This window comes from Terriglobia bacterium (assembly GCA_020072645.1).
Classification (GTDB): domain Bacteria; phylum Acidobacteriota; class Terriglobia; order Terriglobales; family Acidobacteriaceae; genus Angelobacter.
Map to the genome: position 1 here is coordinate 123,616 of JAIQGK010000006.1, position 15,130 is coordinate 138,745.

Below are 15,130 nucleotides of genomic sequence, written 5' to 3' on the forward strand. Positions count from 1 at the left end.
TTTTAGTATGAGGCGTCCGCTCAACTATTTAACGCAGCTTTCGCTCCTGGCGGCCTTTGCATTATTTTTTCTCTCGTCCATGCCATGTTTCGCGCAGGGCCGCGTAATTCAAATTTTGGCCGATAAAGACAGCCATTTCAAGATAGCCGGTATGAGCCACGCGGAGATCACGGTCAAGGCCGGTGAGCCGATTCTGCTGCGCGTCATTGCGCGCAAAGGGAAGACCTGGAACCGTGACGGCACGGTCCATGGATTTACATTGTTGCGCGCCAATGACCACCACAAAGTGAGTGGCTGGGATTTCGAACTTAAGGAGGGTATGCAGGAGTTTTCTCTGATGGCTCCAGCGGAGCCCGGCGAGTATGAAGTTTTATGTACGGTCATCTGCAGTGACGAGCACGAAGGCATGCGGATGAAGTTTGTGGTTTTGCCATAAAAGTTCTGTTGTGACTGGAAACGCTCGCGTCTGCTCCCCAGCAAAACTGAACATTTCAGGAGATTTCCAATGAACAAATCGATGTACAAATTGCGCGCGACGTTTTTCTTGACTGCACTTGCCCTGTTGTCTTTCTATTCATTTGCGAAAGATAAGCCCAAAGACGCCACTGTGGCGCTGCATGGCTCCATCATGGATAGCCAGTGCGCCTACAACGTGCACTCTGATGCGCATTCCCATGACTGGATGACGAAGCGCGGCATTCAGGGCGCCACCGATGAAGAGAGCTGCACTCACCATTGCGTAAAAGATATGGGAGGCAGTTACGTCCTGGTGGTAAAGAAGGACGTTTATAAACTTGACGATCAGGTTAAAGCCGAGCAATTTGCGGGCAAGAAAGTAAAGATCAGCGGAACTTTAGATGCCGACACCCATACCCTCCATGTCTTCGACATGGAAGAAGATAAGTAGCCGTTCAACTTTCTTTTAACGAGATTGGCAAATTACACGGCTGCGCTTAAGCGCAGCCGTTTTTGGTTAAACAGCAGAAGAAAAGCCTGGGTCAGGCAGTTTTCTCCATAGTTAATGGTCGGTACATGGCGGTGGCTTCCGCATTGCGGGCTACCGTCATAGTCGCTTGTTCAATTGAAGCCAGAGACTCTTTGAGCGGACACGCTGAATGGTGGAGAAGCCGTAGCATCTCAGTGACCTGGCCCAGGCGGAGGCTTTGTTGTGCGTAATCCACCCCGTCCGCATTGATTCGCGCCGCGGCGGATTCGATATAGCACCACAAAAACTGGCTGAGCAGGTCAACTGCCTTCTTCAAGTCCTGGCCTAATCCGGCATTCAACAAATTGTTCAAGATGCGGTCTTGATCGCCGGAATCGGCGTCCTGGAACGTGGACCATCGCAATTTCGCATGTAGGGCCTTCAGTTCTTGAGTAATATTTTCAATCTGATCTGAGAGATCTTCCATTGTCTAATCCTTGCACTGCAAGTATTTGGGACACCCTAGACATCGGAAGAAGTGGCATTACAGCTCTACAGACGACCGGAACAGTGGCTCACAAGAAGTAGCTTAAAACGTGAGATGCTGGATGTCTTCTCCGCGTTGAGTTACTGAGGTACATGGTTCTTCGTCCAATGGGGCCAACATGGATGGGACACGCTAAATCCTTGATGTGGAACAAGAAAGGTTACAGGCCCGCGTCATTCGATCTCTCCGCGTTGATCGGACATGAAAGAGAGGCTTGTCCTGGAAGATCTCTTAAATCCGAGGGCATCAAGGGAATCACCAGAGTTGCTGGGTGGGTTACCGCCGTTACGTTGTGGCCGGAATGCAAACTGGGCTCCAATAGCCCCAGGGAGTCCTATGCGATTGCCACGCCTGATGTTTGCGCTCTTTCTGGCCGCCGCTATAACTGCGGCGTATCCCCAAACCACGGTCAAGTCCAAAGCGGGCAAATCCGAGAAGTTTCCGGTGACCACCTCATCAGCGGCAGCAGCGCGATACTTTGAGACGGGCATGGTCCATTATGAGAACCATCGCTGGAATTTTGCCCTGCGTGACTGGCGCGAAGCGGTTGCGCTCGATCCGAAGTTCGCACTCGCTTACACATGGATTTGCTTTACGACTACCGACCCCGCCGAGGAGAGCCAGGACCGCGCCAAAGCCAAGGCGCTCTTGAACCACATCACACCAGCAGAGCAGTCAATGGTCCGCTGGATGGCCGGCGTGCATGAGAACAACTACGTGGAAGGCATCCAGGCCATGAACGACGTGGCCCAGGCGTATCCGCATGACAAGCGCTTGAACTTTCTCATCGGATACTGGCTTTACAAGCTCGACGAGTACGAGCGCTCCAAGACCTTTACTTTGCAGGCGCTGGAAGATGATCCGGCCTATGCTACCGCCTACAACCAGCTGGGATATCTGTATTCGCGCAGCCGCGAGTATGACAAGGCGATTGACGCCATGGGGAAGTACGTAAAGCTTCTTCCCAATGAACCCAACCCGCATGATTCTTACGGCGAAATGCTGCGCCTCTCCGGACGATTTGATGACGCGCTGGAGCAGTACCACATCGCCCTGAAGATCGATCCGACCTTTTATATATCTCAGAAAGAGCTGGGTGAGACATACGCGGTGATGGGCCAGGAAGAACGTGCGCGTACGGAGTATGCCAAGGCCATTCAGGAAGCTCCGGGCAACGGACTGAAAGCGGAATACCTGCAGAAATCCGCCATGACCTACCTGCGCGATCAAAAATATGACGACGCGGACAAGGCCTATCGCCAGGCCGCTGCGAGCGCCCACGCCATGGGACAGTGGGTATGGGAAGCGCGTGCCTATCGCATCATGGCCATGTATCAGAATGATCGTGCAGCCGCGGCCGACGATTTGAACCGCGCCGATACGGTTTTGACAGAAAACAGTTTGTTGGTGGCCGAGTCTGATCTAGACGAAGAGCGCGCGCGCATCCTGCGCGTCCGCCTGGAGAAGGCTGTCGCTGCCAATGACTTCTCGATTGCAAAGAAAATACTCAGCGAACTCGCGAAGATGAGCGCCTCCGGCTCCATCAGCATCGAGAGAACTTACTCGGGCGCGGCTGGGACGCTCTACCTGGCGCAAAAGAAGTATCGTGATGCCGCCGCACAGCTTGAACAGGACTTCATGAACCCTGTCTCCATCCGGTTGCTTATAACCGCGGATCGCAAAGCCAACGCAAAAGCTGCGGCCGAGGAATGGCGCATGAAGCTTCTCGACTGGAAGATACCTACGGTTGAAGAAGCGCTGGTTGTCCCTGCCTATCGCGCACAGCAAGAAGCGGTTGCGGCGAAGAAGTAGTTAGTATGGTTGTTCTTCCTTGACTGCGTTCCCGCGTTTGGTCTAGGTTTCAATCCGTGCCTAGGCGCATAGGGAGAGACGACCATGGGCTTTGAGCCGCAAAAATTCTTTATCGGCGTAATAGACCTCTTTTCCGTGCTCTTGCCCGGCGCGGTGCTTACCTTCTTGCTGAAGGGGCCTCTGTGGCGATTGCTTGGATACAAGCCCGGCTCGGATGAAATCGTTATCTTTCTCGTCGTAAGTTATCTGCTCGGACATTTTATTTTCCTCATCGGCTCCGCGCTGCTCGATGACCGTATTTATGATCCGGTCAAAGGGGCGACTTTTGCGGAGCAGGTCAGGAGGGTGGCCAAAGGCGAAAAGCTTTCTCCTACCTGGGCGAGATTACTGGCAAAGGTTTTTGTCAAAAGTGATTCGGCCCCGCCGGTCAGCCACGCTGTGAAGATCAAGGAATACTATCTTGATCGACTCAAGGCGTCTCTTTCAATCAATGCTTTTCAGTGGGCCAAGGCACAGTTGACACTCGACCATCCTGAAGCCCTAGCATCGGTCCAGCGCTTCGAGGCCGACTCCAAGTTTTTCCGCAGCCTGTTTGTGGTGCTTTGCATTATTTGTCCTTGGAGCGTGGTTACGCGTCAATATCCTCTTGCGATCGCCTGCCTGCCTCTTCTGGTGCTGGCCTTTTGGAGATACTTTGACCAGCGCATAAAGGCCACAAACCAGGCTTATTGGTATGTCATCACGCTGGAGAGTCAGCGGAAAGACGGATACCGCGCCACGGCAACCATGCCGCCGAGCGAATTCACACATGCAGGCGGCGTGGTCTACCGCCGGACGAGCGTCGATCCTTCTAATGGCGGGACAAAGGATAAGCTTGAGTATCTTTTGGTGCAAGCTACAGACGATCCACTGAAATGGGTGTTGCCCAAAGGCCACATCAATCCGGGAGAGAAATTGCAGGAAACTGCAGTTCGCGAAGTTCGCGAGGAGAGCGGGGTTTGGGCCGGCATCAGGGGTCCGCTGGGCGAGTCGTCTTACACCTTCAAGGATGAGCCGATCAAGGTGCAGTTTTATCTGATGGAAGCCCTGAAGCAGGAAAGGCCAAAAGAACGCAAGCGTGAGCATCTATGGCTTATTCTGGAGGAAGCTCTGAAGCGCAACGCGGTGGAACGACATCGGAAATTGCTCAAGCTGGCCGATGAAGAGCTGATGGCAGCAACGACCAGTCTCAGCGCAGATATTTAAGCGAATCTTTAACGAAACTGTTATAATCTGTAGATGCTTCCTCCCGTCCCGGAATCCCTGGCCTGGGCCCATCCCCTGGTGCAGGAATGGTTCATTAATAAATTCGGCACGCCCACGGAGCCACAGGAGCAGGGCTGGCCGCATATTCTGGCCGGACGAACTACGCTTATCTCGGCGCCGACCGGATCAGGCAAGACGCTGGCAGCGTTCCTGATTTGCATTGATCGGCTCGTGCGCAAGGCGTTGAGTGGCGATCTTACCGACCGCACAGAGATCCTTTATATATCGCCGCTAAAGGCCCTGGGCAATGACATTCAGAAGAACCTGGAAGGCCCGCTCGGTGAGATCATAGCGCTGGCCGGCGAAAAGGGGATGCTGATGCCGGAGATTCGCACCGCGGTGCGCACCGGCGACACGTTGACGCAGGACCGAGTGCGGATGCTTAAACGGCCTCCTCATATTCTGGTGACCACTCCGGAATCTTTATACATCTTGCTCACGGCGCAGAAGAGCCGCGGCATTCTCACCCACGTAAACACCATCATCGTCGACGAAATCCACGCCGTGGCCGACGATAAGCGCGGCGCGCATCTTGCCCTTTCTCTTGAACGCCTGGACGCGTTAACCGAAAAACGCGCTGTGCGCATTGGTCTTTCCGCCACGCAGAAGCCGATTGAAACCGTCGCTCACTTTCTGACTGGCAATCACCGTCCCGATCCAGTTGTCGTCAATGTCGGCCACAAGCGACAGATGGATCTGGCGATCGAAGTGCCTGGGCAAGAGCTTGGACCTGTTGCCAGCAACGAACTGTGGGACGAGATTTACAACCGCATCTGCGAGTTGGTCCAGCAGCACCGCTCAACGCTGGTGTTTGTGAACACGCGGCGACTGGCTGAGCGCGTTTCTTTTAACCTGGCCGAACGCATGAGCGAAGACGTGGTGGGAGCGCATCATGGCAGTCTGGCGCGCAAGCTTCGTCTGGATGCGGAAAGCAAGCTCAAAAATGGCGAACTCAAAGTTCTGGTGGCCACCGCTTCGCTCGAACTAGGAATTGATATCGGCCATGTAGATCTGGCTCTGCACATTGGCTCTCCGCGATCTATCGGCGTGTCACTCCAGCGCTTTGGCCGCGCGGGCCACTGGCGTGGCGCTGTACCCAAAGGCCGATTCTTTCCCACTACGCGCGACGAGTTGATCGAATGTGCCGCGCTGGTACGCTCCATCCATCACGGGGAACTTGACCGCCTGATCATTCCTGACGCTCCGCTCGATATTCTGGCGCAGCAGATTGTGGCGATTTGCGCTGCTGAAGAATGGGGCGAGGACGAGCTCTTTACGTTGGTCAAACGGGCCTACCCTTATCGCGAACTTGAGCGGAAAGAGTTTGACGATCTGCTGACCATGCTGGGCGATGGTATTGCCTCACAGCGTGGCCGATTTGGCGCATATCTGTATCGCGATCGTATGAACAAGCGGCTGAAGGCCCGCCGCGGCGCGCGGATGATTGCCATTATGAATGGCGGCGCAATCCCTGAGACCGCACTTTATACCGTTGTCGCCGAGCCGGAAGGGACCGTCGTCGGCACGCTGCATGAAGACTTTGCCGTAGAAAGTCTGAAGGGCGACATAGTCCTTTTGGGTAACATGAGCTGGCGTATCCGCCGCGTGGAATCTGCGGGACGCATCCTGGTGGAAGATGCGCACGGCGCACCGCCTTCGATTCCTTTCTGGCTCGGCGAAGCTCCGGGACGCACGGAAGAACTTTCTAGACAGATCGGCGAACTGCGCCAGAAGATCAGCGACCTCACGCCCCATACAGTGCCCGGATTCGTCAACCAGAAATCGCCGGAAGTTTTGAATGCCGTGGAATGGCTTAAGCACGAGTGTGGGCTGGATGATTCCGGCGCAGAGCAGGCCATTGAATATATTGTGACCGGACGCACCGTGCTGGGCGCGGTCCCCACAACAAATACCGTCATAGCCGAGCGCTTCTTTGATGAAGGCGGCGGCATGCAATTGGTCGTGCATGCTCCGTTCGGCGCACGCATTAACAAAGCCTGGGGACTCTCTCTGCGCAAGCGTTTCTGCGTCTCTTTTAACTTTGAATTGCAGGCAGCCGCAACAGACAATGGCGTAAATATTTCTTTGGCCGAGCAGCACAGCTTCCCGCTGGCTGATGTTTTCCACTTCCTGCACGAGAATACAGTGAAAGAAGTTTTGCAGCAGGCGGCGCTGCTCTCTCCGCTGCTGGAAACGCGCTGGCGCTGGGACGCAAACCGCGCGCTGGCTCTGCTGCGCTACTGGAATGGCAAAAAGATTCCGCTGCAGGTACAACGCACCCGTTCCGCTGATCTGCTGGCTTCCGTATTTCCCGATGTGGCCCAATGCCAGGAAAATGCCGACGGACCGATCGTCGTCCCCGACCATCCTCTTTTGCGCGAGGTGATGAAAGATATTTTCCAGGAAGCGCTCGACCTTGAAGGCCTCAAGGATGTTTTACGCAAGATGCGGTCGGGCGAGATCAAGTGCATCGCCGTCGATACGCCGGTGCCCTCAGTCTTTTCCCACGAGATTCTCAACAGCAATCCTTACGCATATCTCGACGATGCTCCTTTAGAAGAACGTCGCGCGCGCGCCGTGGAGATGCGGCGCACGTTGCCTGAATCAGTCTTGCAGGAAGTTGGCGCGCTTGATCCAGCGGCGATTGCTGAAGTTAGGGCCGACGCGTGGCCTGACGTGCGAGACGCCGACGAACTGGCGGATACGCTGCATACGCTGATTGCTCTGCCAGAAAGCTTTGTGCCCCCCGATGGCCGTTCGCCAGCGGAAGCATGGCGTGGCTACTTTGGCAGTTTGCGTGAATCCAATCGTGCGACCAGGGCGAGAATACCCGCAGTTGTACCCGCGCAGCCGGGGGCGGCCGCGCTCCACAATTCATACAATTCATGTGGACCGCAGGCGCCCTCGCCTGCGAGCGATACATTTTGGGTATCAGCAGAAAAAGCCAAAGCCTTCGCGGCAATTTATCCAGAAGCGGAGTTTGAAGACCAGCTGCCGGTGGTTGAAAGAGAGATACCATCGCAAGAAGATGCGCTCAAAGCCATGGTCACTGGGTGGCTCACGCATCTGGGGCCGACCAATGCATCAGCACTGGCCGCGTTACTGCGTCTGCCTGTCACCGAAATAGACAAGACGCTGTTGCGCATTGAAACCACCGGCCTGATTCTGCGCGGCAATTTTGATAAGACGATGGGTGAGGAGACGCAGTGGTCAGAACGCCGATTGCTGGCACGAATTCATCGCCTGACGCTGGGAACGCTGCGCAAGCAGATTGAGCCGGTCACATCGGCCACGTTCATGCGCTGGCTGCTGCGCTGGCAGCATGTTGCGCCGGGAACGCAGGCGCGGGCCGAACATGGCACGCTGCAAGTGCTGCGGCAGTTGCAAGGTTTTGAGGTACCGGCCAGCGCGTGGGAGCGCCATATCCTCGCGCGAAGGATCAACAATTATGATCCGCAAGTTCTGGACCAGCTTTGCCTTACGGGCGCAATCGGATGGGGACGGCTTACGCCTCATCCGGCAATGCTTGAAGATTCTTCCGGCGGCGGACGTCGAGTGGTTCCTACAAGCGTTGCTCCCATCACGTTCTTCGTTCGCGATGAAGCGGAATGGATGGCTTTGCCCAGCGTGAAATCGGCACATCGTGATGCCGAGCAGGAAGTTCGCGGCCTTGGCGCAGGTGCGCGTGAAGTCCTTACGTTTCTGCGAACGCGCGGCGCGTCTTTCTTTGCCGATATCGTGCGCGGCACGGGCAAGCTAAAAGCGGAGATTGAAACCTCGCTCTGGGAATTGGTGGCTGCGGGCCTGGTTACGGCCGATGGGTTCGACAACCTGCGCGCGCTCATCGATCCCAAGCGGCGCGCCGGGCAGGGAAGCGGCAAGAACAATCGTCCACGGCACAGCGCCGGACGCTGGTCATTACTGTACCCGCCACATGGTGAGGACAGCGGACGAGCAATTGAATCTGTCTGCCGCGTGCTTCTTGAGCGCTATGGCGTGGTCTTCCGTGAACTGCTGGTGCGGGAAAGCATGCTGCCGCGCTGGCGTGACCTGTTGATTTCGTTCCGGCGACTCGAAGATCGCGGTGAAATCCGCGGTGGACGTTTTATCAGCGGCTTCATCGGCGAACAATTTGCCTTGCCCGTGGCCGTTGAATCTTTGCGCGCAATGAAGACCATTCCTCCCACTGGTGAAATCGTAACGATCTCCGCTGCCGATCCGTTGAACCTTGCAGGGATCGTGGTACCCGGGGAGCGCGTGCCCGCGATTTCCGGCAAGTACCTTAGCTTTAAGGATGGAGCGTTGGTTGAGACACCTGAAACTCCGATTCTGAGTATGGCGGGCAGGCTATGAGCGGATCCGATCTGGTGGAAGGCGAAGACTACTACCTGGAAAGAGGGAACTGGGTCTTTACGGCAAAATACTTGCTCAATCGCGGATATTGCTGCCGTTCCGGATGTAGACATTGCCCGTATGGGTTTGCGAAAGATAGTGTCCAAAGTCCCGAGCGCAGCGAGGGATCACTATGACCTCCATACTCTTTGGTGGAAGAAACAGCAGTATGTATTACATTCTGACAAAAATTAATTCATTCACGCTAACGTCTACGCGCGCCTTTTCTACCCGAAGAGCATAGCGATTATAGGGGTCCTTCACTGCGTTCGGGATTAAAGAAAAAGGCCAATTGCCATTTGCTAATTGCTAGCTGCTTACTCGTATCTCAGCGCCGTCACCGGATCGAGCCTTGCCGCTTTGACTGCAGGATAAATCCCGAAAAATAAGCCTACGCTGCATGCCACCGCGAGCGCCAGCAGGATTGCCCAAATGGGCACGGACGACGGAAAATGCGCGAGCTGCATCAGGAAGCTGAAGATCAGAGACAAGATAACACCCAGGAATCCCCCAATGCCCGTCAACGTCATGGCTTCAGTAATAAATTGAAAGCTGATATCGCGCTTGCGGGCGCCAATGGCTTTGCGGACGCCAATTTCCCGAGTTCTCTCAGTGACTGACATCAGCATAATGTTCATCACTCCTACGCCACCGACAAGAAGCCCGACGGAAACCACGGAGACCACTAATTGGAAGATACCTTGCATAATGTCACGAAACTGAACGCCCAGTTGCTCGGCGCTGCTGATGCCAAAAGTGTCCGGCTTATTAGGCGGCACGCGGCGGCGGGTGCGCAGGAGCCCGCGAATCTGATCTTCGGCAACGCTCTTCATTCCGGGATACGCGGCGGCGATCAGCGCAATCTCATCATCCTGGGGATAATGCTTTTTGTACGTTCGGAAAGGAATGAAGACTTCCACATCGCCGGCCTGGTTCAACGTGCTCTTCTTTTTATCGAACACGCCGATCACGGTATATAGATTGCCATCCACCAGCAGCTGCTTGCCTTCAGCGGTTTCATCGGGAAAGAGGCTTTTCTCCGCGTCAAAGCCGAGCACTACTACATCGGCGCGATGAAGGTCTTCCTGCTCGGTATAGAAACGGCCTTCTTTCATGCGACCATTGACGACCTCAGCATAGCTGGAGGTCATCCCGCGAAAGAGAATATTTGTGAGCTCATGGCTCTTATAGCGCGCTGTGCGGATCGGCTGCGGACCTTGTCCAATGCGCGAAAGGATTTCTATTACCACGTCCTTTACCGCCGGCAGCTCTTGTTTGATGGCAATGCCATCCTCATACGTCAGCGGTTTGCGTGTGCGTTCTTCAGGCGACAGACGGCCAAATCGAATGCCGGGATCAAACTTTAAAACGAACAAATTATCAACGCCAAATTCATTTAGCGAATCCTGGACATTCTTCTCAACGCCCAGCAGGATCGAAGCGACAAGGATCGCGACCATGGTCCCAATCACCACGCCCAGCACGGTTAAAAACGATCTGACCTTGTGGGTGCGGATGGTCTCCAGAGCCATCTTCACGTCTTCCATCACCATGTTGGAGTGAGTCATGCTTCAAACCTCAGTGCCTCAATGGGATTCAGCTTGGAAGCTTTGTACGCCGGATAGACGCCGAAAAATACGCCAACCGCGGTAGATACAAGCACGCCGATGATGACCCAGCGTATCGGCAGATCCATGGGAAACGGAGTCAGTTTTCCCACGGCAAAAGAAATCACTGCGGCAACCACCACGCCCATGATTCCGCCAATGGTCGCCATTACCCCGGATTCAACCAAAAATTGCAGCAGGACATCGCGCCGCGTGGCGCCAAGCGATTTGCGGACACCGATCTCCCGCGTTCTTTCCGTGACGCTGGCCAGCATGATGTTCATAATCACGATTCCGCCAATCACGAGAAAGATGAAGACGACAAAAATTGAACCGCTGGCCAGTGAGCCGGTCAGGCTGTTGTAAAGCTCCATGATCGCAGAAGGCTCCACCACGCCGAACGTATCATCCTGTTTCCCGGCCAGATGCCGGCGTGCACGCATCAATACGCGGGCTTCGTCTTCAGCAGGCTGCATCAGGTCCGCGGCCGCGGCCTTGACGTTGATATTCATTGAACTATTGCTGCCGTACACCTTGCGCCACGTTTGGATGGGGATGTAGACAAAACTATCTTGCGACTGGCCAAAGGCGCTTCCCATCTCCTTGGCCACGCCCACTACTTCGTAAGCCTCGCCATCAATGTAAATGGACTTGCCCAGGGGATCGACGCCGGCAAAAAACCGTTTGGCCACGTCATTTCCTATCATCGTCACGTTCGCCCGATGCACGTCATCCGCATCTGTGACGTAACGCCCCAGCACAGGCTCTTCAGTATCAATGCCTCCCATATTCGCGGTGACGCCGCGGACATCAATATCTTCAATCGACTCCGTTTTATATTTGACTTTTCCGTTGCGCCGCGCTTCCAGCCCCACGGCGTCGGCAAATGTCATGTTGTCGCGGACGTACTCATAGTCTTCCCAGGTAATATTCTTATTGCTACGCGAGAGTTTCACGAACTGTTCCGCACTGGTGATCAGGGGAAAGCGCATCACCAGAAAAACGTTGGAACCGAAGTTAGCAACTTTTTCCGCAACATATTTATTTGCGCCCTGCACCATGGAAACCACAATGATTAAGGTTGAAACGGAGAGGATCACGCCCAGGAGCGTGAGGAACGATCGCAGCTTGTGCGCGCGCAAAGTTTCCAGAGCGATAAGCATCGGCTCTTTGAGCGAGACACCCCTGCGCGATGACCGGTCGAGGTCTTGGTCATTAGTCCCGGTCTGTTTGACTGGAATATTCTCCGGAGCTGATGCTGGAATATGCATTTCTAAGCGTTCGAATGTGGCTGATGTTTACCTTTTCCTGTATACAAGACGAAAATTCAGGCAGTTGGTTCCAAATATCATAAAAAATCCTTCTTGTTGGACGTTCCGCAGCACCTTTGGTTTGACGAATGCACCCCGGTCAGCGAGAATAGTAGAGTACCACTGTGGGCCTGTGGCGCAGCTGGGAGCGCGCTTCCATGGCATGGAAGAGGTCGTCGGTTCGATCCCGACCAGGTCCACCATTTTCAATCACTTACAGCATCTTTTCGCAAGGAGTTTCGGAAAGCATCTGGTCTGCCACCCAGTGCGGCTGGCGTTTTTCCAGGAAAGCCAGCACTCCTTCCACGGCGTCGGGCTGCCCCATGAGCTGGTCGAGGTAAAGTCGTTCGAGGGCCGGCAAATCGTTCTCCAGCGCGCGCATCAGCGACCGTCGACATGCCTGCGCGGCAAAACGCAATGCCGCAGCCGAGCGAGGCAGAAAATCTGACTCGAGCCAGGCATCCAGCTGCCGATCAAGATCGCCGCTGGAGAAAACTCTGTTGACTAATCCTGCTACATACGCGCGTTCGGCGGTCCAACTGGACCCGGTCAGCACCAATTCCGCAGCGCGCCCCGAACCGATACGCGCTGGCAAGAGCGCAGCACCTGCCGGAGGAAAAACTCCCAGCTTGATCTCTGGCAGCCCGAGCTGCGCGCTGTCTTCCGCAACAATCAAGTCGCATGCCAGCGCCAGTTCGAATCCGCCGCCCAGACATTGCCCACGGACCACCGCGATCATCGGCGCGGGTGCAGCCGCCATTTTCAGCAGGAGGTTCCGCAGCTGCATCAGCGTATCGCCGATTCGGTCCGGCAGATGCTCTTCGATACTCGCGCCAAAGCTGAAGTGCGCGCCCGCTCCCGCCAGTACGATTGCTTTCAGGTTTTTTTGCGCGGCCAATTCATTCAATGCCGTACCAAGCCCCAGCATCATGTCTTTGTCCAGGATATTGGCTTTGGGCGCAGCCAGTGTGATCCGCGCGACTTGGCCGCTGTGTGTAAGTTCCAGCCGGACCTTGTTCCCCATGATTACACCTTTGCCAGTTCCTCTTTGGATGTCTCTGTTCTAGCAACCCACGGCGCGATCTCTTCAATCAGCTCTTCTCCCCAGCGAGCGCCTTCACCCAGACGTTGCCGCAGCCTAACAAAATCAACTTCACGCTGCTCTTTCGTTCCAAAGTGAAACGCGCGGAAGCCGGCGTTGGCCTCGGTCATCATATTCAGCGCCAGCCATGCGCGACTGGTCTCACGATTGCGGTCCCAGTGCTCCAGCTTGTGTTTGCGTAGGCTTTCCACGGTCTTGGTCAGGCAGTCTGGCATGGTGTAAAGCAGTTTGGTGCACATACTCTCCACTGCGTCATCCAGAAGCTTCAGATCAACTATTCCCTCCGCCATAATTTTCTTGGCCAGACCTTTTTCCTCGCCTGTCTTCCATTCACCCAGCGCCATGCGTCCGTACTCATCCAGAAAGTGGTCGGTGATGACTAGCGGATTGGCCGTCCATCTTCCATTCACCTTCAGCGCGGGAACAATCTGCGTGAGCCCGCCCAGCGCATAAAAGCGATGCGCGCTCCACGGTTCGCACAAGGTTGCGCTGGCTATGGCCCGCTCGATTCCCACATACAGTGGCAGAAAGTCTGTGCTGCCGCCATCCGGTACGGAGCCGTGTTTGGGACCGGCCTGGCTGAAGATTGCCAGATCGCTGGCAATGGAAAAATCGCAGGCCATGCCGATTTCCTGTCCGCCGCCAACGCGCATGCCGTTCACTCGGCAGATCACCGGCTTGTCGCAATGCAGGATCGCCGTAACCATGTCATTGAACAGCCGCATGTACTGGCGATATTCCGCGGGAGCGCCGGCATAGATCTCGGCATATTCGCGCGTGTTGCCGCCACTGCAGAAAGAGCGCGTGCCTGCGCCGGTCAGCACCACCGCCACCGCGGCGCGATCGTTGCTGGCCTGGCGCAATGCCAGGATTACCTCTTTCGCCGTAGACGTGGTGTAGCTGTTCAGCTCCGCCGGATTGTTCAGCGTGATCCACACGTTGTGGAGTCCGGGAACGGCGCGGCCATCGCGATCATGCACCGGCCGCTCTTCCACCAGGATTTCTTGAGGAACAAAGTTTTCAACCAGATTGTGGTCTTTCATCGCAGCCTCCCAGGCATTAATTTGGCACAAGCACCACGCGGCGGCGGAACGCATGCCGCGCGACCCCCAACAGTACTTCCGGCGTTTCGGTTAACGAATGGCGCTCAATGAATGGTTCAATCTTGATCTTCCCGCCCAGCACCAGGGCGAGCGCTGCGGGATATTGCTCTGCCGGACAGCCCCAGTTGCCGCAGGCCGTGGCGTCAAAGGCCATCAGGTTTGACAGGCGCACTTCAACTTTCTTCGGCGTGAATCCAACCACCGCCAGGTAAGCGCCGAAATCGAGCAGGCTGAACGCGGTGACCTGTCCTGCCGCAGCGCCGCTCATCTCAAAAATTTTCAGCGTCGAGCCGGAAGCCGCCTGCTCGCTGAAAAAGTTGCGCACGCTCGATCGCAGTTGTTTCTCGTCGCTGCGGTCGGCGTTCAGCACCAGAGAAGCTCCATATTGCTGGGCAAGTTCCAGGCGTTCCGTATCGATATCGACCGCGACTGCCTTCGCCCCTATAGCTGCGGCAATCTGCACGGCAAAGCTGCCAATGCCGCCCGCGCCCACAATCACTGCCACCTCGCCGGCCTTCAGCCCGGAACGGCGAATCGCTTCATAAGGCGTGGTCACCGCATCGGCCACCACAGACAGTGCCTCAAGAGAAACGCCTGCGGGCAGCTTGTCCGGAACGTGGCACAGCCCTCGCGCCGGCACCCGCACATGCGTGGCAAAACCTCCGTCGCCATCATTGCCCGGCATGAACTGCCGCCGGCACGTAGTTGGCCGGCCTGCTTTGCAGGCTGGGCATTCGCCGCAGGCGATTACCGCCGGCACAATCACTGCCTGCCCAATCCACTGGCTAGCCTTGTCGCCCGCGGCAACCACATGTCCGGCAATCTCATGTCCCAGCACCAGTGGAAGCGCATGCCGCGTGGCCACGCCCTCAGCGGCAAAGCCTACGTCGGTGTGGCAGACGCCGCATCCCGCCACCTTGACGATGACTTCATTTTCCTCCGGCTCAAGTTTCGGCAGCTCCGCCAGATCCAGCGGTTTCCCAACGGTCGAAAGCTGATAGCCGTATGCTCCCTGGATCGCCATAAT

The 15,130-nt window shown here is 55.9% G+C and carries 12 protein-coding genes and 1 tRNA gene; 7 read left to right on the top strand and 6 right to left on the bottom strand.

Annotated elements, in window-relative coordinates:
* The first annotated feature begins 7 nt into the window (after positions 1 to 7).
* Positions 8 to 436, top strand: a complete 429-nt coding sequence (locus tag LAO76_10610) for a hypothetical protein (protein MBZ5491372.1) — start codon at positions 8 to 10, stop codon at positions 434 to 436.
* Positions 437 to 505: 69 nt separating this feature from the next.
* A complete protein-coding gene (locus tag LAO76_10615) occupies positions 506 to 907 on the top strand; it encodes a hypothetical protein (GenBank protein MBZ5491373.1) in 402 nt (133 codons plus the stop codon).
* A 91-nt stretch (positions 908 to 998) separates the two neighbouring features.
* Here the strand turns inward: LAO76_10615 and LAO76_10620 are convergent, their stop codons facing one another.
* Entirely contained in the window at positions 999 to 1,412 is a 414-nt protein-coding gene (locus LAO76_10620) for a hypothetical protein (GenBank protein ID MBZ5491374.1), read from the bottom strand.
* 396 nt (positions 1,413 to 1,808) lie between these two features.
* On the opposite strand from LAO76_10620, the gene LAO76_10625 reads away from it, so the two are divergent.
* The 4 genes from LAO76_10625 (at position 1,809) to LAO76_10640 (ending at position 9,118) form a co-directional block, all read left to right on the top strand.
* Positions 1,809 to 3,284, top strand: coding sequence for a tetratricopeptide repeat protein (locus LAO76_10625; GenBank protein MBZ5491375.1), 1,476 nt, complete (start codon positions 1,809 to 1,811; stop codon positions 3,282 to 3,284).
* An 84-nt stretch (positions 3,285 to 3,368) separates the two neighbouring features.
* Positions 3,369 to 4,529 carry an NUDIX domain-containing protein gene (locus tag LAO76_10630; GenBank protein MBZ5491376.1) on the top strand — a complete coding sequence of 387 codons (1,161 nt, stop codon included), beginning with the start codon at positions 3,369 to 3,371 and terminating at the stop codon, positions 4,527 to 4,529.
* Positions 4,530 to 4,562: 33 nt separating this feature from the next.
* Positions 4,563 to 8,942, top strand: coding sequence for a DEAD/DEAH box helicase (locus tag LAO76_10635; GenBank protein ID MBZ5491377.1), 4,380 nt, complete (start codon positions 4,563 to 4,565; stop codon positions 8,940 to 8,942).
* Entirely contained in the window at positions 8,939 to 9,118 is a 180-nt protein-coding gene (locus LAO76_10640; protein MBZ5491378.1) for a hypothetical protein, read from the top strand. Before LAO76_10635 ends, LAO76_10640 begins: the two co-directional genes overlap by 4 nt.
* Before the next feature lie 180 nt (positions 9,119 to 9,298).
* Here LAO76_10640 and LAO76_10645 read toward each other — a convergent pair whose 3' ends face one another.
* Positions 9,299 to 10,549: an ABC transporter permease gene (locus LAO76_10645; protein ID MBZ5491379.1), complete on the bottom strand. Its 1,251-nt coding sequence runs from the start codon at positions 10,547 to 10,549 to the stop codon at positions 9,299 to 9,301.
* The gene (locus LAO76_10650; GenBank protein ID MBZ5491380.1) at positions 10,546 to 11,859 is read right to left on the bottom strand and encodes an ABC transporter permease; all 1,314 of its coding nucleotides are present in this window, start codon (positions 11,857 to 11,859) and stop codon (positions 10,546 to 10,548) included. Before LAO76_10650 ends, LAO76_10645 begins: the two co-directional genes overlap by 4 nt.
* A gap of 166 nt (positions 11,860 to 12,025) precedes the next feature.
* On the opposite strand from LAO76_10650, the gene LAO76_10655 reads away from it, so the two are divergent.
* Positions 12,026 to 12,101: transfer RNA gene (locus LAO76_10655), tRNA-Ala, on the top strand.
* A gap of 11 nt (positions 12,102 to 12,112) precedes the next feature.
* Here the strand turns inward: LAO76_10655 and LAO76_10660 are convergent.
* Genes LAO76_10660 through had form a run of 3 tightly spaced genes read right to left on the bottom strand, consistent with a single transcriptional unit; the run spans position 12,113 to position 15,127 of the window.
* Positions 12,113 to 12,922, bottom strand: a complete 810-nt coding sequence (locus LAO76_10660) for an enoyl-CoA hydratase/isomerase family protein (protein MBZ5491381.1) — start codon at positions 12,920 to 12,922, stop codon at positions 12,113 to 12,115.
* Between the two features lie 2 nt (positions 12,923 to 12,924).
* The gene (gene oah / locus LAO76_10665) at positions 12,925 to 14,097 is read right to left on the bottom strand and encodes a 6-oxocyclohex-1-ene-1-carbonyl-CoA hydratase (protein MBZ5491382.1); all 1,173 of its coding nucleotides are present in this window, start codon (positions 14,095 to 14,097) and stop codon (positions 12,925 to 12,927) included.
* Complete coding sequence (gene had / locus LAO76_10670) at positions 14,060 to 15,127, bottom strand: 6-hydroxycyclohex-1-ene-1-carbonyl-CoA dehydrogenase (GenBank protein ID MBZ5491383.1); 1,068 nt, start codon at positions 15,125 to 15,127, stop codon at positions 14,060 to 14,062. Before had ends, oah begins: the two co-directional genes overlap by 38 nt.
* Between the last annotated feature and the right edge of the window lie 3 nt (positions 15,128 to 15,130).

Bases quoted from the DNA above. Each gene is read 5' to 3' on its own strand.
- LAO76_10650 (MBZ5491380.1), bottom strand. From the start codon at position 11,859: ATGCATATTCCAGCATCAGCTCCGGAGAATATTCCAGTCAAACAGACC.
- LAO76_10610 (MBZ5491372.1), top strand. From the start codon at position 8: ATGAGGCGTCCGCTCAACTATTTAACGCAGCTTTCGCTCCTGGCGGCC.
- LAO76_10635 (MBZ5491377.1), top strand. From the start codon at position 4,563: ATGCTTCCTCCCGTCCCGGAATCCCTGGCCTGGGCCCATCCCCTGGTG.
- LAO76_10630 (MBZ5491376.1), top strand. From the start codon at position 3,369: ATGGGCTTTGAGCCGCAAAAATTCTTTATCGGCGTAATAGACCTCTTT.
- LAO76_10615 (MBZ5491373.1), top strand. From the start codon at position 506: ATGAACAAATCGATGTACAAATTGCGCGCGACGTTTTTCTTGACTGCA.
- LAO76_10620 (MBZ5491374.1), bottom strand. From the start codon at position 1,412: ATGGAAGATCTCTCAGATCAGATTGAAAATATTACTCAAGAACTGAAG.
- LAO76_10645 (MBZ5491379.1), bottom strand. From the start codon at position 10,549: ATGACTCACTCCAACATGGTGATGGAAGACGTGAAGATGGCTCTGGAG.
- LAO76_10660 (MBZ5491381.1), bottom strand. From the start codon at position 12,922: ATGGGGAACAAGGTCCGGCTGGAACTTACACACAGCGGCCAAGTCGCG.
- oah (MBZ5491382.1), bottom strand. From the start codon at position 14,097: ATGCGTTCCGCCGCCGCGTGGTGCTTGTGCCAAATTAATGCCTGGGAG.
- LAO76_10640 (MBZ5491378.1), top strand. From the start codon at position 8,939: ATGAGCGGATCCGATCTGGTGGAAGGCGAAGACTACTACCTGGAAAGA.
- LAO76_10625 (MBZ5491375.1), top strand. From the start codon at position 1,809: ATGCGATTGCCACGCCTGATGTTTGCGCTCTTTCTGGCCGCCGCTATA.
- had (MBZ5491383.1), bottom strand. From the start codon at position 15,127: ATGGCGATCCAGGGAGCATACGGCTATCAGCTTTCGACCGTTGGGAAA.